The 15542-nt window shown below is 47.1% G+C and carries 15 protein-coding genes; 11 read left to right on the top strand and 4 right to left on the bottom strand.

The window, feature by feature from the left end:
• Positions 1-301: 301 nt before the first annotated feature.
• From IE104_RS16240 to IE104_RS16210, 7 genes are all read left to right on the top strand, one after another.
• Complete coding sequence (locus tag IE104_RS16240) at positions 302-3355, top strand: TonB-dependent receptor domain-containing protein (protein WP_189420425.1); 3054 nt, start codon at positions 302-304, stop codon at positions 3353-3355.
• Positions 3356-3541: 186 nt separating this feature from the next.
• Positions 3542-5614, top strand: coding sequence for a hypothetical protein (locus IE104_RS16235; RefSeq protein ID WP_189420424.1), 2073 nt, complete (start codon positions 3542-3544; stop codon positions 5612-5614).
• 190 nt (positions 5615-5804) lie between these two features.
• On the top strand, positions 5805-6692 hold the full coding sequence (locus IE104_RS16230) for a DMT family transporter (protein WP_189420423.1): 888 nt from the start codon (positions 5805-5807) through the stop codon (positions 6690-6692).
• A gap of 57 nt (positions 6693-6749) precedes the next feature.
• Positions 6750-7226 carry an SEL1-like repeat protein gene (locus IE104_RS16225; protein ID WP_189420422.1) on the top strand — a complete coding sequence of 159 codons (477 nt, stop codon included), beginning with the start codon at positions 6750-6752 and terminating at the stop codon, positions 7224-7226.
• 25 nt (positions 7227-7251) lie between these two features.
• Complete coding sequence (locus IE104_RS16220; RefSeq protein WP_189420420.1) at positions 7252-7524, top strand: hypothetical protein; 273 nt, start codon at positions 7252-7254, stop codon at positions 7522-7524.
• 102 nt (positions 7525-7626) lie between these two features.
• Complete coding sequence (locus IE104_RS16215; RefSeq protein ID WP_189420418.1) at positions 7627-7860, top strand: hypothetical protein; 234 nt, start codon at positions 7627-7629, stop codon at positions 7858-7860.
• 115 nt (positions 7861-7975) lie between these two features.
• Positions 7976-9094 carry a DUF4405 domain-containing protein gene (locus IE104_RS16210; RefSeq protein WP_189420416.1) on the top strand — a complete coding sequence of 373 codons (1119 nt, stop codon included), beginning with the start codon at positions 7976-7978 and terminating at the stop codon, positions 9092-9094.
• A 12-nt stretch (positions 9095-9106) separates the two neighbouring features.
• On the opposite strand, the gene IE104_RS16205 is transcribed toward IE104_RS16210, so the two are convergent.
• From IE104_RS16205 to IE104_RS16195, 3 genes are all read right to left on the bottom strand, one after another.
• On the bottom strand, positions 9107-10240 hold the full coding sequence (locus IE104_RS16205; RefSeq protein ID WP_189420414.1) for an MFS transporter: 1134 nt from the start codon (positions 10238-10240) through the stop codon (positions 9107-9109).
• Positions 10241-10412: 172 nt separating this feature from the next.
• Positions 10413-11102, bottom strand: coding sequence for a tRNA (adenine(22)-N(1))-methyltransferase (locus tag IE104_RS16200; protein ID WP_189420412.1), 690 nt, complete (start codon positions 11100-11102; stop codon positions 10413-10415).
• Positions 11103-11115: 13 nt separating this feature from the next.
• Positions 11116-11583 carry a MarR family winged helix-turn-helix transcriptional regulator gene (locus tag IE104_RS16195; protein WP_189420410.1) on the bottom strand — a complete coding sequence of 156 codons (468 nt, stop codon included), beginning with the start codon at positions 11581-11583 and terminating at the stop codon, positions 11116-11118.
• A 124-nt stretch (positions 11584-11707) separates the two neighbouring features.
• On the opposite strand from IE104_RS16195, the gene IE104_RS16190 reads away from it, so the two are divergent.
• Both IE104_RS16190 and IE104_RS16185 read left to right on the top strand, forming a co-directional pair.
• The gene (locus IE104_RS16190) at positions 11708-12076 is read left to right on the top strand and encodes a nuclear transport factor 2 family protein (RefSeq protein WP_189420408.1); all 369 of its coding nucleotides are present in this window, start codon (positions 11708-11710) and stop codon (positions 12074-12076) included.
• Between the two features lie 129 nt (positions 12077-12205).
• Positions 12206-12343 (top strand): hypothetical protein, encoded by a 138-nt coding sequence (locus IE104_RS16185; protein ID WP_189420406.1) that lies wholly within the window; start codon positions 12206-12208, stop codon positions 12341-12343.
• A 10-nt stretch (positions 12344-12353) separates the two neighbouring features.
• Here the strand turns inward: IE104_RS16185 and norR are convergent, their stop codons facing one another.
• Entirely contained in the window at positions 12354-13916 is a 1563-nt protein-coding gene (gene norR, locus IE104_RS16180; protein ID WP_189420405.1) for a nitric oxide reductase transcriptional regulator NorR, read from the bottom strand.
• 170 nt (positions 13917-14086) lie between these two features.
• Here norR and IE104_RS16175 point away from each other — a divergent pair, with 170 nt between their 5' ends.
• Positions 14087-14338, top strand: a complete 252-nt coding sequence (locus IE104_RS16175) for a hypothetical protein (protein ID WP_189420403.1) — start codon at positions 14087-14089, stop codon at positions 14336-14338.
• A 1-nt stretch (position 14339) separates the two neighbouring features.
• Positions 14340-15533: an NnrS family protein gene (locus IE104_RS16170; protein ID WP_189420401.1), complete on the top strand. Its 1194-nt coding sequence runs from the start codon at positions 14340-14342 to the stop codon at positions 15531-15533.
• Positions 15534-15542: the final 9 nt, after the last annotated feature.

Here is a 15542-nt window from a genome sequence, read left to right as displayed (position 1 = left end):
TGACGTATTTTGTTTCAATCTATAGGATTAAATCCCATAGTGTGAAACGACGATTTTTTAGTTTGTGTTCGCCTATAGCGTTAGACACCTAGTGTAGCGCGGTGAAGCGATGACCATAAGAGTAAAAATAAGGCAAGCAGGCGCTCTGCAGCAAAAGCCCCTTAATAACCTGGTCACAGTTCGGTCGGTTCCTCCAGGCTTTACGCGTTTTAGCAGTTGCTCAACCTGACAGATTGCAGCCACGCTCGGCACCAAGCAGGGGCGGCGAGATTAATAACTAATTCAAAGGAAAAGAGAGGCTATGAAAAAGAATCGTTCCAGCTCAGATCACACTAATTTATTGGGAGGCATCGGCGGTTTAAGCGTTCTGTGTGCCTCACTCCTGAGCCCCATTTTGTATGCCGCGCCCAATGGTGAAACTGCCGGCGACGTGCAAGAAGTTGTGGTAACAGGTTCGCGCATCAAGCGCGATGGTTTTGATGCATCCACCCCCGTATCCGTTATCAGCGCCGAGGACATCAAGCTGTCCGGCAAAATCAACGTGGAAGAACAGCTAGCTAAATCGCCCCAGTTTGTGGCTTCCACCAACGGCGGCGCCTCTGCCAATACAGTTCCCGGAGGTACGGCTGACGTCAACTTGCGCGGCTTCGGCGCTACCCGCAATCTCGTGTTGGTCAATGGTCGCCGCTTTGCGATCCATGGGCCGGAACAAGTCACCGACCTGAATACCATTCCTTCCGCATTGATTGAGCGAACCGAGATTGTCACCGGCGGCTCCTCTGCTGTTTACGGCTCCGATGCCATCACCGGTGTGGTCAACTTCATCATGCGTGATGACTTTGAAGGTGTAGAGCTCAATGCACAATACGGTGCAGATAGCCCCACCGGTACCGGCAACTACAGTTTCGATATCACCGCCGGCACTAACTTTGACGAAGGTCGCGGTAACGCGGTTATCTCCATTAACAAGCTCACGCGCGGCGGCATTACCCGTGGCGAGCGCGGTGATTTTGCATTTGATTCGCTCTCTGACGGTTGCGTAGTGAAAGGCAGCGGTACTGATCACAGTGCGGGCGACGTGTTTAACGCATCACTTGCCAGTTGTGTAAGCGCAGGTGGCGAGCTCGGTTTTGTACGCGGCGGCAGTGGTGATATTCCGGCGTCGCGCATTTCCGGTATTCCTTTACCCGGTTCGGCGCAATCCAACGCTGCTTTGAATGCAGCTTATACGGGAGCGGGCATAGGTAACTTTGGCGCCTTCGGTGTGACTTTTGATAACACCGGTAAAACCGCACGCGCAGCTCTGGACCCGCAAGATCGCTTCAACCTCGGGCCAGACAACTACCTGATTATTCCGCAAGAACGTGTAATGGCGAACCTCTTCAGCCATTACGACTTTAGCGAGAAGGCTACCGGTTACCTTGAGTTGCACTACAGCGAAAATACCGTAGACGCACAGCTCGCACCCAGCAACGTAGGCACCACCACCCTGTTAAACGTGAACAATCCTTACCTGTCCGCAGGCATGCAGGAAGTGCTCAACCAACTGGATTTGCGCGAAACCGGCAGCACCAAAGTCACTAGTGGCTCCACCTCGCGCACCACAGTTGCAGGCGACGGTTTGGCGATGGTCACTTTGGGCAAACGTTACAGCGAAGTGGGTAAGCGCCGCTCGGAAACCGAGCGCGATGTATTCCGCGGTGCCTTGGGTATAAAAGGTGAGTTGGGCAGTTACTCCAATAACTTCCTGAGCAACCTCAACTACGACGTTTATTACACCTACGCCAAAACCGACACCACCGAAGATCTGTTCAATGCTTTATCGCGCAGCCAATTACAAGCGGCGCTTCTCAGCAACGGCAGCAACAAGCCCGTGTGTAATGTGTTCGGGTTGAATGTAGATGAAGCCTGTGCGAAGGCCATCAGAATCAGCGCAAAAAATACCACCGAAGCCAGCATGAAAGTATTTGCGGCCAGCATTTCCGGTGATTTATTCCAATTGCCTGCAGGCGCAGTCGGTTTTGCGGTGGGTACAGAATGGCGCAGTACCAGCGCGCAATATTCGCCAGATACTTATTTATCCTCCGGCGATGTCGTGGGCTTTAACGCAGGTTTACCGACCGGCGGCAGCCTGAGCGTTAAAGAGATATTCTCTGAAATGCGCGTACCTCTGGTTAAAGATGTCACGGCCATTAAAAACCTTACCGCCAACGCAGCCTTCCGTTATTCAGATTACAGCTTGTCCGGGATTGGCGGGGCGGCAACTTATTTAGGTGGTTTGGAATGGCAAGTTAATGATGACTTAGCATTCCGCGGCCAATTCCAACGCGCCATACGTGCGCCCAATATGGCTGAATTGTTTGGCGGCTTGCGTCGTTCAGTGGAGACAGCGACAGATCCATGTTCCAGCAAACAACCCGCATCCCAGCAAACTGCCGATGTTCGCGCCGTCTGCGAAGCCACCGGTGTTCCTACATCACAAGTGTTCACAGCGGGCGTGCAGCCCAACACCATTATTCCAGCGGATTTTGGTGGCAACCCCAACGTGGGTGAAGAGACCTCGGACACCAAAACCCTGGGTGTTGTTATTACTCCATCTGCCCTGCCTAACCTGCGCTTGAGCCTGGATTATTTCGATATCACCTTGGACGGTGCTATCGCCACCTTGGGCGGCGGCCTCAACAATACCCTCAACCTCTGTTACAACGTGATCAAGGATGCAAATAGCGAATTCTGTAAAGCGGTTCATCGCGACGGCAACACAGGCGCAATTACCGATAGCAATGCCGTGCAAATTCGCCAGGCCAACACCGGCGCGCTGGAAACCTCTGGTGTGGATTTGGCGATGCGTTACAGCTTTGAACTCAGTAACAGCAAAATCGATGTGGGAACCGATTGGACTTACACCGATGATTTCTCGCTCACACCTGTGCAGGCGTTCCCGAATGTTATCAACCACTGTGTAGGTTCTTACGGGGCAACCTGTGGCGAACCAATCCCGGAATATCGCGGCACCACTCGCATTACCTGGGCCTTGGACAATTACTCATTTAGCCTGCGTCACCGCTATATGAGTGCCGTCACTATAGATACCCATGTATTGCCAACACGCCTCGGCAAAACAGCGCCGGCGCTTAGCACCTTGGTGTATCCAAAATTACCTTCCCAGCAATATCTGGATATTTCTTTCACTGCCAATGTGATGGAAAACATTCAGTTGTATGGCGGTATCAACAACGTCCTCGACAATGATCCACCAGTGGTAGGTAGCGCGCAAATTCGTGCAAATACTTATCCCGCAACTTATGACGTACTCGGGCAAGAGTATTTCATTGGTATCAATGCCAAGTTTTAATTTTTGCTAGACCCCACTTGTAACCCGCTCTAAAAAGCGGGTTACCTTTTTATTCGCGACAAATTTATTATTCGCATTACACTAGGCTTAACTATTTAGTGGATATCGGAATGGCTCCTCAACCCAACGCAAAAAAAAAATCCAGTAGGTGCGAAATCCACTTGGTATTCGCTAGTGTTGCTTTGTATGTTGAGTTGGAATACTAACGCCGATGCCATAAACCGCCAAAAAATTGTGTCTGCTTTTTCACCCGCTGTAAAAAGTGTTGATATGAAAAGCCCTTTCACCTTGGGCAACGGAAAATTTGCATTCACTGCAGACGTAACAGGATTTCAAAGTTTTGGTGATGAATATTTTTCCGCAGGTTTTCCGCTGGAAACCAAAGCGCGCTGGGCGTGGCACAACAAAGGCTCTAATGTGCACCAACTCGCCGAGGCCGATGAAGAATACCAAGCTTACGAGCGCACCATTAAATTCCCCACCCAAACCAATACACCTGCTGCCCAATGGTTACGGCAAAATCCCCACGATTTACCTTTGGGACAAATTAGTCTTTTGTTGGATGGGCAAAAAGTAGATCCCAATAAAATATCCAACATCAATCAGCAATTGGATTTATGGAATGGCAAATTAACCAGCCGTTATGAATTAACTAACCAACCTGTTTTAGTTACAAGCGCAGCTCACGCAAATCGTGATGCCGTTGCTTTCCAACTTAAATCGCCACTGAATAAAAATGCGCGATTGACTGTGCAATTTCGTTTTCCGCGCGGTTATGACTTCGCCGTAAAAAACACCCCGAACATGGATTGGCTTCGCGACGACGAACACAGCACGCGCATAATCAAAGAATCCAAACAACAGCTCGTACTTGAACGCAAAGTAGACGATGAAGTTTTCTCTATAGTCGTCCAGTGGAAAGGCCAGGCAAGTCTAAGACAACTTTCTGCGCACAACATTGAACTCACACCGGCTAGTAATAAAGAGTCGTTTGAATTTACCGTGGAATATGTGGAGTCGGTAAATGCCAAAATAAAATCACTGGCTTTTGCTGACACAGCGCAATCTGCCAAACATTTCTGGCAAGGCTATTGGAAGTCCGGCGCTTTTGTCGATTTAACGCAAAACACAGATTCACAGGCAACAGAATTGCAACGTCGTATTCTGCTATCGCAATATGTGCTTGCAACCCAGGCACGCGCAAACATTCCTACGCAAGAAACCGGCTTAACGGCGAGTTCCTGGTACGGAAAATTTCACACCGAAATGGCATGGCTTAGTTATTCCCATTGGATTCTCTGGAACCGCAGCGAATCTGCACAACCTATTTTTGATTGGTACCTGAAACACTTGGATGTTGCACGCGATATCGCAAAAAAAAGAGGTCTTGAAGGCGCACGCTGGCCAAAAATGGTAGGGCCGGAGGGACGCGAGAGCCCCGGTGGTAACGCCTTAATTATTTGGAATCAACCTCACGCAATTCATCTGGCAGAATTATTGTTTACCAAATCTGGCAATAAAAATTCACGCGATAAAGTGATGCAAAAATACGCCGCGCTAGTAGAAGAAACCGCGCAAGCCATGTCGTCGATGCTGACTTGGGATAAAGTTAAAAATCGTTTCGAATTAAACGCACCTATCTGGATTGCGCAAGAAATTTACACGCCCACCCAAAGCCGCAACCCGACTTATGAATTGGCTTATTGGCGTTACGGACTTGAAATTGCACAAGCGTGGCGTGTACGCCAGGGTTTACCTGTAAATGCGCAATGGCAAAAGCAATTGGAGTTATTATCGGCGCTACCAATTAAAGATGGAAAATATGTTGCCATGGAATCCATTCCGGATACCTTTGATAATGCAGCGAGTCGTGAAGATCATCCCAGCATGCTTGCACCCACCGCATTTTTTAACGATGCTCATGTTGACCAAAAAGTAATGAATAACACTTTGGATGCCGTGTTAAAACATTGGGCATTCGATACAAAAATTTGGGGCTGGGATTATCCTATGTTGGCCATGACCGCCGCGCGTTTAAATCGCCCGGAGCAAGCCGTGCAATTGTTATTGAAAGATAGTAAAAATAATTACTACTTGAACAACGGCCATTGCCCACAAGTGGGCGCAGATCTCGCCGTTTATCTTCCCGCCAACGCATCTTTGTTGAGCGCGGTCGCCATAATGTTGGAAAAAAATCCGCAGACAGGCGACTACACAGGCTTTCCAAAAACCTGGAACATTCGTAGCGAAGGTTTTTAAGAATGATTAAATTGTTGTCGCCATTTTCATAAGTGAAGTGGCGACAATATGAATCTATAGCTTCTGCGTTAAAAATCCCCGCATCATTTAGCTGAACTAGGGTATATTGGTTAGCTTCACGTTTTAGCACATCACGCCTGCCATATTCCCCATGCGCAAAACCAATAGCTTACTGTCAGTGGATTAAGAAATGAGCCTCACCCAAACGGCGCCGCACCAAAATCCATTTACCGGATTCCTGCTGGCTGCATCGGGTTTACTTATGTTTGCCTGTATGGATAGCTGCACTAAATATCTTGCAGCGCACTACAACGTACCTTTCGTAGTCGCTATGCGCTACATCACCCAATGTGTGCTTATGTTTGTTGTGCTGGTACCGCGTCATTCCAGTCACCTTATTAAAACCCAACGCACTGGTCTTGCTATTGTGCGCGCAGTCTCCTTAAGTTTTGCTTCGCTGTTTGTAGGCTTGGCATTGCAGCGTATGCCGCTGGCAGAAACAACCGCCATTAATTTTCTTGCGCCCATGTTAGTGGTGTTACTCGCGAGCCCTTTACTTGGTGAAACAATTGGGCCCATGGGTTGGGTTGCCGCAGTTGGAGGGTTTTTAGGTGTGCTGTTAATTGTGCGACCGGGAAGTGGTTTGGATACCGCGGGAATTTTATTTTCCTTGCTCGCCGTTTGCGCAAACACGACTTACCAGCTGCTATCGCGGGTTCTCGCTAGCACTGAAAAAGCCATCACTCTTTTATTTTACACAGCACTCGTCGGCTCCATTTTTTTTGGCCTTGCCCTGCCATGGTTTTGGGAAAATAAAACGCCCAGCAATCTGGAATTTGGATTATTTTTATTAATGGGTGTGTCGGGCGGCTTAGGGCATTATTTTTTCACCTCAGCTTTTCGCTACGCACCTGCTTCAATGCTTGCGCCTGTCACTTATCTGCAACTGCTGTGGGCGGCGTTACTCGGTTGGATTATTTTCAACAACACGCCTGATCAGATCAGCATACTTGGCATGATCATAGTGGCTGCATCGGGATTGATGATTGCGCTTAAGTCGCGGCGTACCGCATCTTGATAATATTTGATTTAACGTCTGCTAATTGACGACATCAAAAACTGTAAAGAGAAAAACATGGAAAACACGCTTAAAGAACAAGCTGAACAACTACTCGAAAAGGGTGAAGTTGAAGAGCTTTACCAATTGATTGAACCCTTTATTAAGGCCAATGATCCCTACGCCCTTTTTCTTTACTCAAGCTTTAGTTTGGAAAGTTTGAACGAAAGCGACGATGATTTTGAAAAACGTAGTGTTGAGCTGTTGAAAGCTGCTTCAGAAGGCGGGCTTGCAGAAGCCTCTTACCGCTTGGGTGTACTTTATCTCTACAGTGATTTAGCGACTGAGGAAGATCAAAAATCGTCGGTCTATTTTGAACGTGCAATTTCCCAAGGTCATTCACATTCCAAATTTACTTATGGATTTAGTCTTTACTATGAACAAGCAGGGCAAGCTAAAGCTCGCGGTCTTCAACTGCTTAAAGAGGCTGCAGAGGAGGGGATTGAGCTTGCAGCCGAAGAACTTAAAATTATTTATAACGCAAACCACTTGTGAACGAAAATAAAAAAGCGGAGTAGTAATGGAATTTTTGGATCATCCAAAACTTATTTTACTCGTGGCATTTTTGAGTATTCCTCTCTACCTAACCATTGCGCGCGGCTTTTGGGGCGAGAATTTTGAATCGCTGGGTGAGGCCATCAAATACCTTCTCTGGCCAGATTGGTATTCCTTGTATAAAGGAAAGTTTGATGAAGATGCAAACTCCTCAACGATGGTGACCCTATATATTATTCTCTGCGTCGGCTGGGCTTTAGCTGTGACAGAAATAATTTGCCGACATTTTTTAAACTAGTATTTAAAGAAACAGGCGTAGCGTCTAATTATTCATTTTGGGTTAAGTTGCGACAACTACCATACAGTTTCGCAGCAAAACCTTAACAAAGGATTTTTAAAAATGAAAATAGTTACTCTCACCTCTTTGTTGTCGCTTCTCGCCCTTACAGCTTGTTCCTCTGCTTACACCAGTATCACCCAAAACGAAACATCCGGGCTAATTGGCTGCCATCCAAAGGAAATCGCAATCGAACCACATGATTTCTCAGGCCAAACCTGGACAGCAACCTGTAAAAATACCAAATTCTATTGCAGCAAAACCGACAAACTCGTTAATTGCAAAGAAGCCAAATAGTATTAGTACTAAATCATTAGCGATAAATATAATTTCATAAAATTTCACAATTTTTAATTGGGCAGCAGGGAGGCTACCGCCCAAAATCATGGGCCAATAAATAAGGATTCACGCTATGGCCAAATCTTTTAATCGCAGGGCTTTTGTCTCCCTCCTCGTTTTCCTGTTTTTTACGGTTATTCTTGTTACTTCACTTTTGATGTTTATCAGCCCACATACCCCTATGGTGTCTATGGTACATACGGGTATAGGTTTTGTTTTGCTGTTAATACTTGGCTGGCACCTCAAAAATAATTTATCCAGCCTTAAAACCTATTTTACGTTTCGCACGGCAAAATCTGGCACCAACCTTGCAATGCCGGTTGCCCTAGCGCTTAGTATGACCATGTTAGGTTTGGGCCTGATGCAATCTTTGCCTTTCGCATCGCTTTACGCATGGGGTAATAAATTGAGGAGTGCTGAAAAATCAGCAGAACAGCTTCAATTCAGTTATGTAAGAGTTGACCAAACTAATGCTAGTGCACTTGGAAATAAATTAGTTATTGACCTACGTAAAGGTCCCTATTTCAGGTTTCCACAATATGCTATTTGGTTGGAGACCCTCGAGGGAAAATTCATTCAGCCCTTGTATATCACCCAAAAATTGGCGCAAAACAAATTCACCAATAAAGTAACTTTGCGCGATCAAAAGCAGATTTTTACCAGTGATGTCTCGGGCTTTGATGACCAAACCTGGGATAAAACCTTCGCTTCTGAATTGAGCCCCGAAACGGCAAGTAAACGGACGCGGCCTGAATCTTTACCTGTCTTTTTACATCAACTTGCATCGCAGAAATTAACTGATAATCAAAACAACCCAGCTAGCACTATGGATGCTTATGCAGGCGCAACTTTGTTAAATAATTTTTTAATGTCTTCGCGTTCAAATAATGATTTGCCGGAAAAATATAAAATCCGTTTTGAAATAAACCAGTCGTTCGATTTCAACACATTTTATTCCAGTGATCGCTTTCCTGATGATCCTATTTATTCCGGTGATGGTTACAACGGACAACCTTCTGTGATTTATGAAGCCATCATAGATACACAATCTTCACAACAATATTATCCAATGACATTGATCGGGCATGGCCATCATTCAGGGAAAGATGGCAAGGTTCATACAGATATGAATAACCTCACCACGGCAAAAGAATTGGTTGACCGAATAATTATTGAAGTAAAAAGCGATTAAATTTTCAATAACCTAGGCACGCGTAACCATACGCGCGCACAGAGGTACCAAAGTCATCAAACCTGCAAGAATCCAAAATGCGGAAGCCAAGCCAATTGCCTGTGCAACAAAACCAACACAGGCTGGACCGGCCAGAATTCCGGCATAACCCATAGTCGTCATAGCGCCCACCGCCAAAGCAGCTGGCATAGCATTTTGGTTTCCGGCGCGCCGAAACAACACGGGCACAATATTGGATGCGCCTAAACCAATTAATAAAAATCCAGACATCGCGATCAGTGTATTAGGGCCCATCAATAAAAATACAAAACCTGTTACCGCAATAATGCCGCCCCAAAATAAAATACGTTTGTCACCCAAGCGTGCGGTGATTGCATCGCCACTGAAGCGACCAATAATCATGGCAATGGAAAATATCATATAGCCTAAACCGCCTTGTGCTTCGCTAACTTGTCCTTTGCCAATAATTAACAAAGCGCCCCAATCTAGCAAAGCACCTTCCACTAAAAAAGTTGCCGCCGCTAAACCAGCAAGCACTAATACAAATCCTTTCGGCAAAACAAATAAAGGACCATCGCTCGCTTTAACGGCGGTTAACAAACGCGGCCAGGCTAGCAACATTGCGATAACCATAAGCGCAGAACACAATAGTGTGCTGAGAAAAGCATTTACATTTATCGATAATAAAAATGTCATTAAACCTGCGCCGGCAAATGCACCTACGCTAAATAAACCGTGAAAGCCCGACATCAATGGTTTGCCGGAAGCACGCTCCACTTCAACCGCGTGCACATTCATCGCAACATCCAATGAACCAAGCGAGGCACCAAAAACCAACAATGAAAGTCCAAGCATTATTGGCGTATCGACAATCGGCAAAAAAGGCAAAATTGCCAGAAGCCCAAAACCGCTCACCACAATAATCGGCTTGCTTCCATAACGCGACGACAATGGCCCCGTCACCAACATCGCGGCTATAGAGCCTGCACCAATACACAAAAGCAGTAACCCAAGAATGCCGTCATCAACGCCCAAACGTTTTTGCGCAAAAGGTACGAGCGGCGCCCAACAAGCGTAACCAAAACCCGCAACCAAAAAAGCTAAACGAGTGGCTAAACGTGTTGCAGGTTGATCTGGAGATAGCATCGAATAAATTCCGAAGAGAAAGATGGTGGGCAATTTTGGCAGGCCAAGGTAAAAAGGCAATGATTATCAGGATAAAAAGCGTAAAGATGAATACACACCTATAACTTATAAACCCAATGTGTGCTGTACCTAAAGCGTTCCGTCTAACATCTTATTCAACGTCAAATCTTCCTCAAGGGATGAGTTTTATAGCGCTATAGGCTTCAAGAATAGGTTTAGATTCTGAGGGGTTGTTCTGTTCAACTCTGCGATAATGGGAAATTGTTCTGCGTAAATAATCTTCTGCAATCTTACGCTGCGCGGGATCATTACTGTGCCACAACGAAGTGCCCACCGCGCCAATTTTTGATGTTGTATTTTTATTCGTGGTCACCCATAAAATTTCATAATAGCGATTGTTTTCAGCGAGCAAGCATTCAGTTTTCAATCGTAAATCCAATGCTATTAATTGTTGGCGCAAGGTGTAGTTGTGGTGCACCGGACACAATAAAAAATCTATCTCGCAATTTGGATTATTGCGATGAATTGCTGTAACCAAGTCACACATCAAATCACCACCAACACCCGCAATAATCACCAAATGTTTTCCTGAAAATTCAAGCAATGGCAATTTCGATACGTCTAAAGTATGCACTTGCCAACGTGGAATTGATTGCGAATCCTGCGGAAAAAAGCGCGTTAATTTTTCATGCAATTGCTGCATCAACTCGGGTACAACATCCACAAAGTGAATGTGAGGTGCGTTCCTTTGCGCAAGTAGTGCAGCACCTAACAATCCGTGGTCGCAGCAACAATCCCAAATATGATCGTAGTGCGGTGTGACCATGGATTTAATTTGTTCGAGACGCTTACCGAGTTTCAATACTCTATTCCTATCATGCGCAATCTGTACTATTTGCAGGCTCCGCATTAGATATCTTATCCAGATTGGCAATTAGCCTTGTGAGCAAATTAACGAGTTGGCTTGCTTCGGCATCGGAAAAGCCTTTCATAACTTCATCATTTCCCTCAAGCAATGTTTTTATCGCCTCGGGCATAAGCTTTTGCGCTGCACCAGTCAGCACAATGTGACTGCTGCGGCCATCTTCCGGGTGGCGGTTTCGCTCGATTAAACCATCCCGCTCCATACGTGCCAGCATTTGCGCCATGGGCGGCTGCTCAATTCTGGCGAAACGCGCGAGCTCTCGCTGCGTACTCGCGTTGCCATTTTGTAATGCAACCAAAACCGGCAGATGGCCAACACCAAAACCCAGCGGTTTAAGTCGGGACTCAGCAAGCCGGGCAAAGCCGCGCGCAGCAATGCTTATTAGATGACCGGGAGTAGCCAGTACGTTTTCATTCATTTGAGAGGCTTCCAATAAAAATGCGATTTGACAGGGATACATATGCGCATATATATTTATCTTAAATTACATATGTGCATATATATCAGAAAGGTTTACCGCAATCCACCCTTTGGAGGCCCCCATGTCGACCACCCACGTTCAACTCATCCATCGCCTTTATGAATACTTCAATTCAAGAAATATAGAGGGTGTACTTGCAGCACTTACTGAAGACGTTTGTTGGGCCAATGCTATGGACGGAGGTCACGTTCAGGGACATGAGGGTGTTCGCGAATACTGGAGTCGCCAGTGGGCAATGGTCAGCCCTCATGTTGAACCTCTGGCGTTTGAAGAAACTCAAGAAACTGTTACGGTGACTGTCGTTCAGTCTGTTTTCGATCTTAACGGCCAACCGCTAAGCGGACAAACCCACGGCCTCAAGGACAAAACTGTCTTGCATATCTTCCACATTGAGAAGGGCAGGATAAAACGTTTTGATGTTAAGGATTAATCATAACGACGACATATTTTTCAATTTAATGCACGGCAAGAAAATCGCTGACCAGTTTTATTACAAAAAAGAAGCAGGTTGTTTAATTCTGGAAGATTAGAAAATACTCTGGTGCGAACGGGAATTTTTGTGCTTGAAGGAACCATGTATCCCAACACGGAGCAAGCGGATAGTTCTATCACCAAAGAGTTTTTGAAATTTGATAATGCAACTAAAGAATGGAAGCAATTTTTTATCGGCGTTGCGCGTAAATCGGTAAATAAATAACCAATGAGTTTCAATACAAAATCTGCTTCTGCACGCTAATACCTAAGCGCTTTGCCAAGCGTGTCAGGTTAGCTCTGTCTTGTTGCAGGCAACGCGCAGCTTCTGCCCAATTGCCGTGAGTGCGCTCAAGGGTTTGCAAAATTAATGTGCGTTGGAAATTATCAGTCGCTGTTTTTAAATTGGTTTCCAACTCTCGCTCAGCACTCATAACAATTGGCAGCCTTGGTAAATTTGTTTGGCTCAACTCAAGTAAGGCTGCGCTGATACTGACAATACCCGCGCGGCCATTTTGGCCAGCAGCTTTTAATGCCGCACGGCTAAGCACATGCTCCAATTCACGCACATTTCCCGGCCAGTTGTATGACAGCAATGCATCCGCAGCATCTGCCGCAAGCTTTAGCTGACGAATGCCTAACTTGCGACTGATCTGCTCAAGAAAATAACCCGCCAATAGCAATACATCCTGTTGGCGATCCCTCAGGGGTGAAACTGTAAGGGGGTAAACCGCCAAGCGGTGATACAAATCTGCGCGGAAGCGACCCAGCTCTACTTCCTGTTGTAAATCGCGGTTGGTCGCAGCAATGATCCGGACATTCACTTTTTGAACCTCATCCTTGCCCACTGGCTGAATTTCACCGCTTTGCAATACGCGCAATAATTTGGCCTGAATACTGAGGGGTAACTCGCCAACTTCATCCAGAAAAATACTACCGCCATCCGCCAGCAAAAATTTTCCGGGCCGTTCTTTTTCCGCGCCGGTAAAGGCGCCGCGCGCGTGGCCAAACAGTTCGGCTTCCGCCAAACTCTCTGGCAAAGAGGCGCAATTCAAATGGACGAGGGGCGCCGTTTTTCGCGGCGACAATTGATGTAGCGTGCGCGCCACCAGTTCTTTGCCCACGCCAGTTTCACCTTGTACCAGCACCGTAAAATCTGAACTGGCTACCAGCTGTATATCTTTGCGCAAGGCCTGCATGGCTGGGCTTTGGCCAATCAGTTCACCCCCATCCCGCAGCAAAGCTTCCTGCGTCAGTTCTTCTACCAATTGCCGGGCATGTTGTGCGCTCAGGGCCAACTTGGTCATCTCAAAGGCACTTTTTAAGGTGGCCGCAGACAAGGCCGCCATTAGCTCCAGGGTTTTGTCGCTAATGTGATCAAACGCATTGGGCTCGAGGCTATCAATCGTTAACAAACCAATTATTTGATCGTCGGAATAGAGCGGCAAACCCATGCAGGAATGCACGGGAAGGTCGCCACTGCGCGATAGCAATAAACCATCGTAAGGATCGGGCAGGTCACTGTCGGCAGCAAAGCGGTGAGGGCCGGAGCTCTGGCAGAGCTGCTGCAGGCGCGGGTGCTCGCTGAGCAAAAAGCGCCGCCCGATAGTATCGGGTGACAATCCCTGAATGGCGAGCGGGGTTAGCACTTGCTGATGCAGGCCGAGCAGAACTACAGCATCACAGCGAATCGCCTTGCGGATTGAGGTCAATAATCGGTCGAACCGATTTTCATTGTTCAGGCTATTCGCGAGATCTAACGCGACTTCCAGAAGTAGATTAGTGTTTTGCTCAACCATATTAGCTCGCAAAGTCAATTTGACTCTTATAAATCGAAATAACCTCGATAAAGTATAAGTCAAATTGACTCACATCATAAATAAGTAATTTCAACTAATTGAATTTTAAACAAATTTTAAGATGGCACAGCTCCTGCTCTATAGATTTTATCTAGAGACGGACGCACCCCATGCAAATGACAGAACCCCTGTTTAACCCTGCGAATTACCAACGGCTACTCGGCTTTTCCAACTTTTGCTTAAGCCTGTCAGTGCTGGTTTTAGTGACTACCGTGCTGATCTGCTATCCGTTTGCAGAATTCCTATCCATAAGCCAGCTCGTCGCCAGCCACCTATGCCTGATTTGCAGTGCAACGCTGTTAAAACTCAGCTACATCGGGCGGTGTGTTGCCCGTCATGGCTTAAAACTTGAGGTTCTCTGAGATGCAACACAGCTCATCTTCTACACACCCGCTCTTTGCCATGGCCTTCAGGCCCTTTTTTCTCATGAGCGGCATCTGGGCTGTTGTGGTCATTAGCCTTTGGCTTGGGGACTTATCAGGCTGGTGGCCCAACCAGCAGCTATTAACTCCCAGCCTGTGGCATGCCCATGAAATGCTATTTGGTTTTGGCGCATTGGTCGCAGCAGGTTTTTTACTAACCGCAGCACAAAACTGGACTGGCGTACCAGGCGTGAAGGGCAACAAGCTCGTGCTTTTGTGTGCAATCTGGCTAGCCGCCCGTTTAGTGCCCTTCCTATGGCTTTTCCTTTGGGCCGAACAGAAGCAAGGATTAGTACTACTCATCATCTTACAAAGCCTTTGGTGGCTAGGCGTAATTGCTGCGCTCAGCCGTCAGCTGTGGCTCGCCAAAAACCCTGGCAATTACCCGCTGGCCGCGCTCTTACTGGCCATGGCAATTCTCAATGGCAGTTTTCTGTGGTTAAGCCAAAGGCAATACGCACTGGCGGCTCATCTTAGCCACTCCATGATCCTCATGTTCTGCCTGCTGATGGGTCTTATTGGCGGCAGGGTGATTCCGTTTTTCACCGCCCGCGCTACCCAAACCGGGCAAATCAAAACACCGGGGCTGGATAAATTACTGCTGGTTACCGCCCTCTTAGGCACAACACTTTTTATTGGCAGCGGCTTTGTACAGCCTCTATTTTCGCCCGGCTGGTTGATGTTGCTAGCAGGAATATTTCATCTGGTCCGGTTGAAGCGTTGGTTTACGCCAGGGCTATTGCGCCAGCCTTTGCTGTGGTCACTGCATTCGTCCTATCTCGCCATGAGCATAGGCCTGCTATTGATGGGCTTAAGTTTGCTAACCGGATGGGTGAACTTTAAAGACATGCTGCATCTGGTCGCGGTGGGGGCCATGGCCGGAATGATGTTGGCGATGATGGCTCGCGTATCACTCGGTCACACTGGCCGCCCTTTGGCGGTAGGCCAGTGGATAACCACCAGCTTTGTCCTCTTGCTACTGGCTGGCCTATTCCGCGCTTCAGCACTAATCACCGGGCGGCCACATTTACTTTGGCAGCTCAGCGCCGCCCTTTGGCTTATCTCGTTCCTGATTTTTATCCGGGTCTATTGGCCCATTTTAACGGCTCCCCGGCTCGACGGCCGCGCGGATTAGTTGTCCACA

The sequence above is a fragment of the Cellvibrio zantedeschiae genome (genome assembly GCF_014652535.1).
GTDB classification, from domain to species: domain Bacteria; phylum Pseudomonadota; class Gammaproteobacteria; order Pseudomonadales; family Cellvibrionaceae; genus Cellvibrio; species Cellvibrio zantedeschiae.
This window is presented reverse-complemented; position numbering and strand designations above follow the sequence as displayed.

Coding starts and splice junctions, on each gene's coding strand:
- IE104_RS16240 (WP_189420425.1), top strand. CDS start 302: ATGAAAAAGAATCGTTCCAGCTCAGATCACACTAATTTATTGGGAGGC.
- IE104_RS16205 (WP_189420414.1), bottom strand. CDS start 10,240: ATGCTATCTCCAGATCAACCTGCAACACGTTTAGCCACTCGTTTAGCT.
- IE104_RS16175 (WP_189420403.1), top strand. CDS start 14,087: ATGCAAATGACAGAACCCCTGTTTAACCCTGCGAATTACCAACGGCTA.
- IE104_RS16230 (WP_189420423.1), top strand. CDS start 5,805: ATGAGCCTCACCCAAACGGCGCCGCACCAAAATCCATTTACCGGATTC.
- IE104_RS16195 (WP_189420410.1), bottom strand. CDS start 11,583: ATGAATGAAAACGTACTGGCTACTCCCGGTCATCTAATAAGCATTGCT.
- IE104_RS16190 (WP_189420408.1), top strand. CDS start 11,708: ATGTCGACCACCCACGTTCAACTCATCCATCGCCTTTATGAATACTTC.
- IE104_RS16225 (WP_189420422.1), top strand. CDS start 6,750: ATGGAAAACACGCTTAAAGAACAAGCTGAACAACTACTCGAAAAGGGT.
- norR (WP_189420405.1), bottom strand. CDS start 13,916: ATGGTTGAGCAAAACACTAATCTACTTCTGGAAGTCGCGTTAGATCTC.
- IE104_RS16220 (WP_189420420.1), top strand. CDS start 7,252: ATGGAATTTTTGGATCATCCAAAACTTATTTTACTCGTGGCATTTTTG.
- IE104_RS16210 (WP_189420416.1), top strand. CDS start 7,976: ATGGCCAAATCTTTTAATCGCAGGGCTTTTGTCTCCCTCCTCGTTTTC.
- IE104_RS16170 (WP_189420401.1), top strand. CDS start 14,340: ATGCAACACAGCTCATCTTCTACACACCCGCTCTTTGCCATGGCCTTC.
- IE104_RS16215 (WP_189420418.1), top strand. CDS start 7,627: ATGAAAATAGTTACTCTCACCTCTTTGTTGTCGCTTCTCGCCCTTACA.
- IE104_RS16235 (WP_189420424.1), top strand. CDS start 3,542: ATGTTGAGTTGGAATACTAACGCCGATGCCATAAACCGCCAAAAAATT.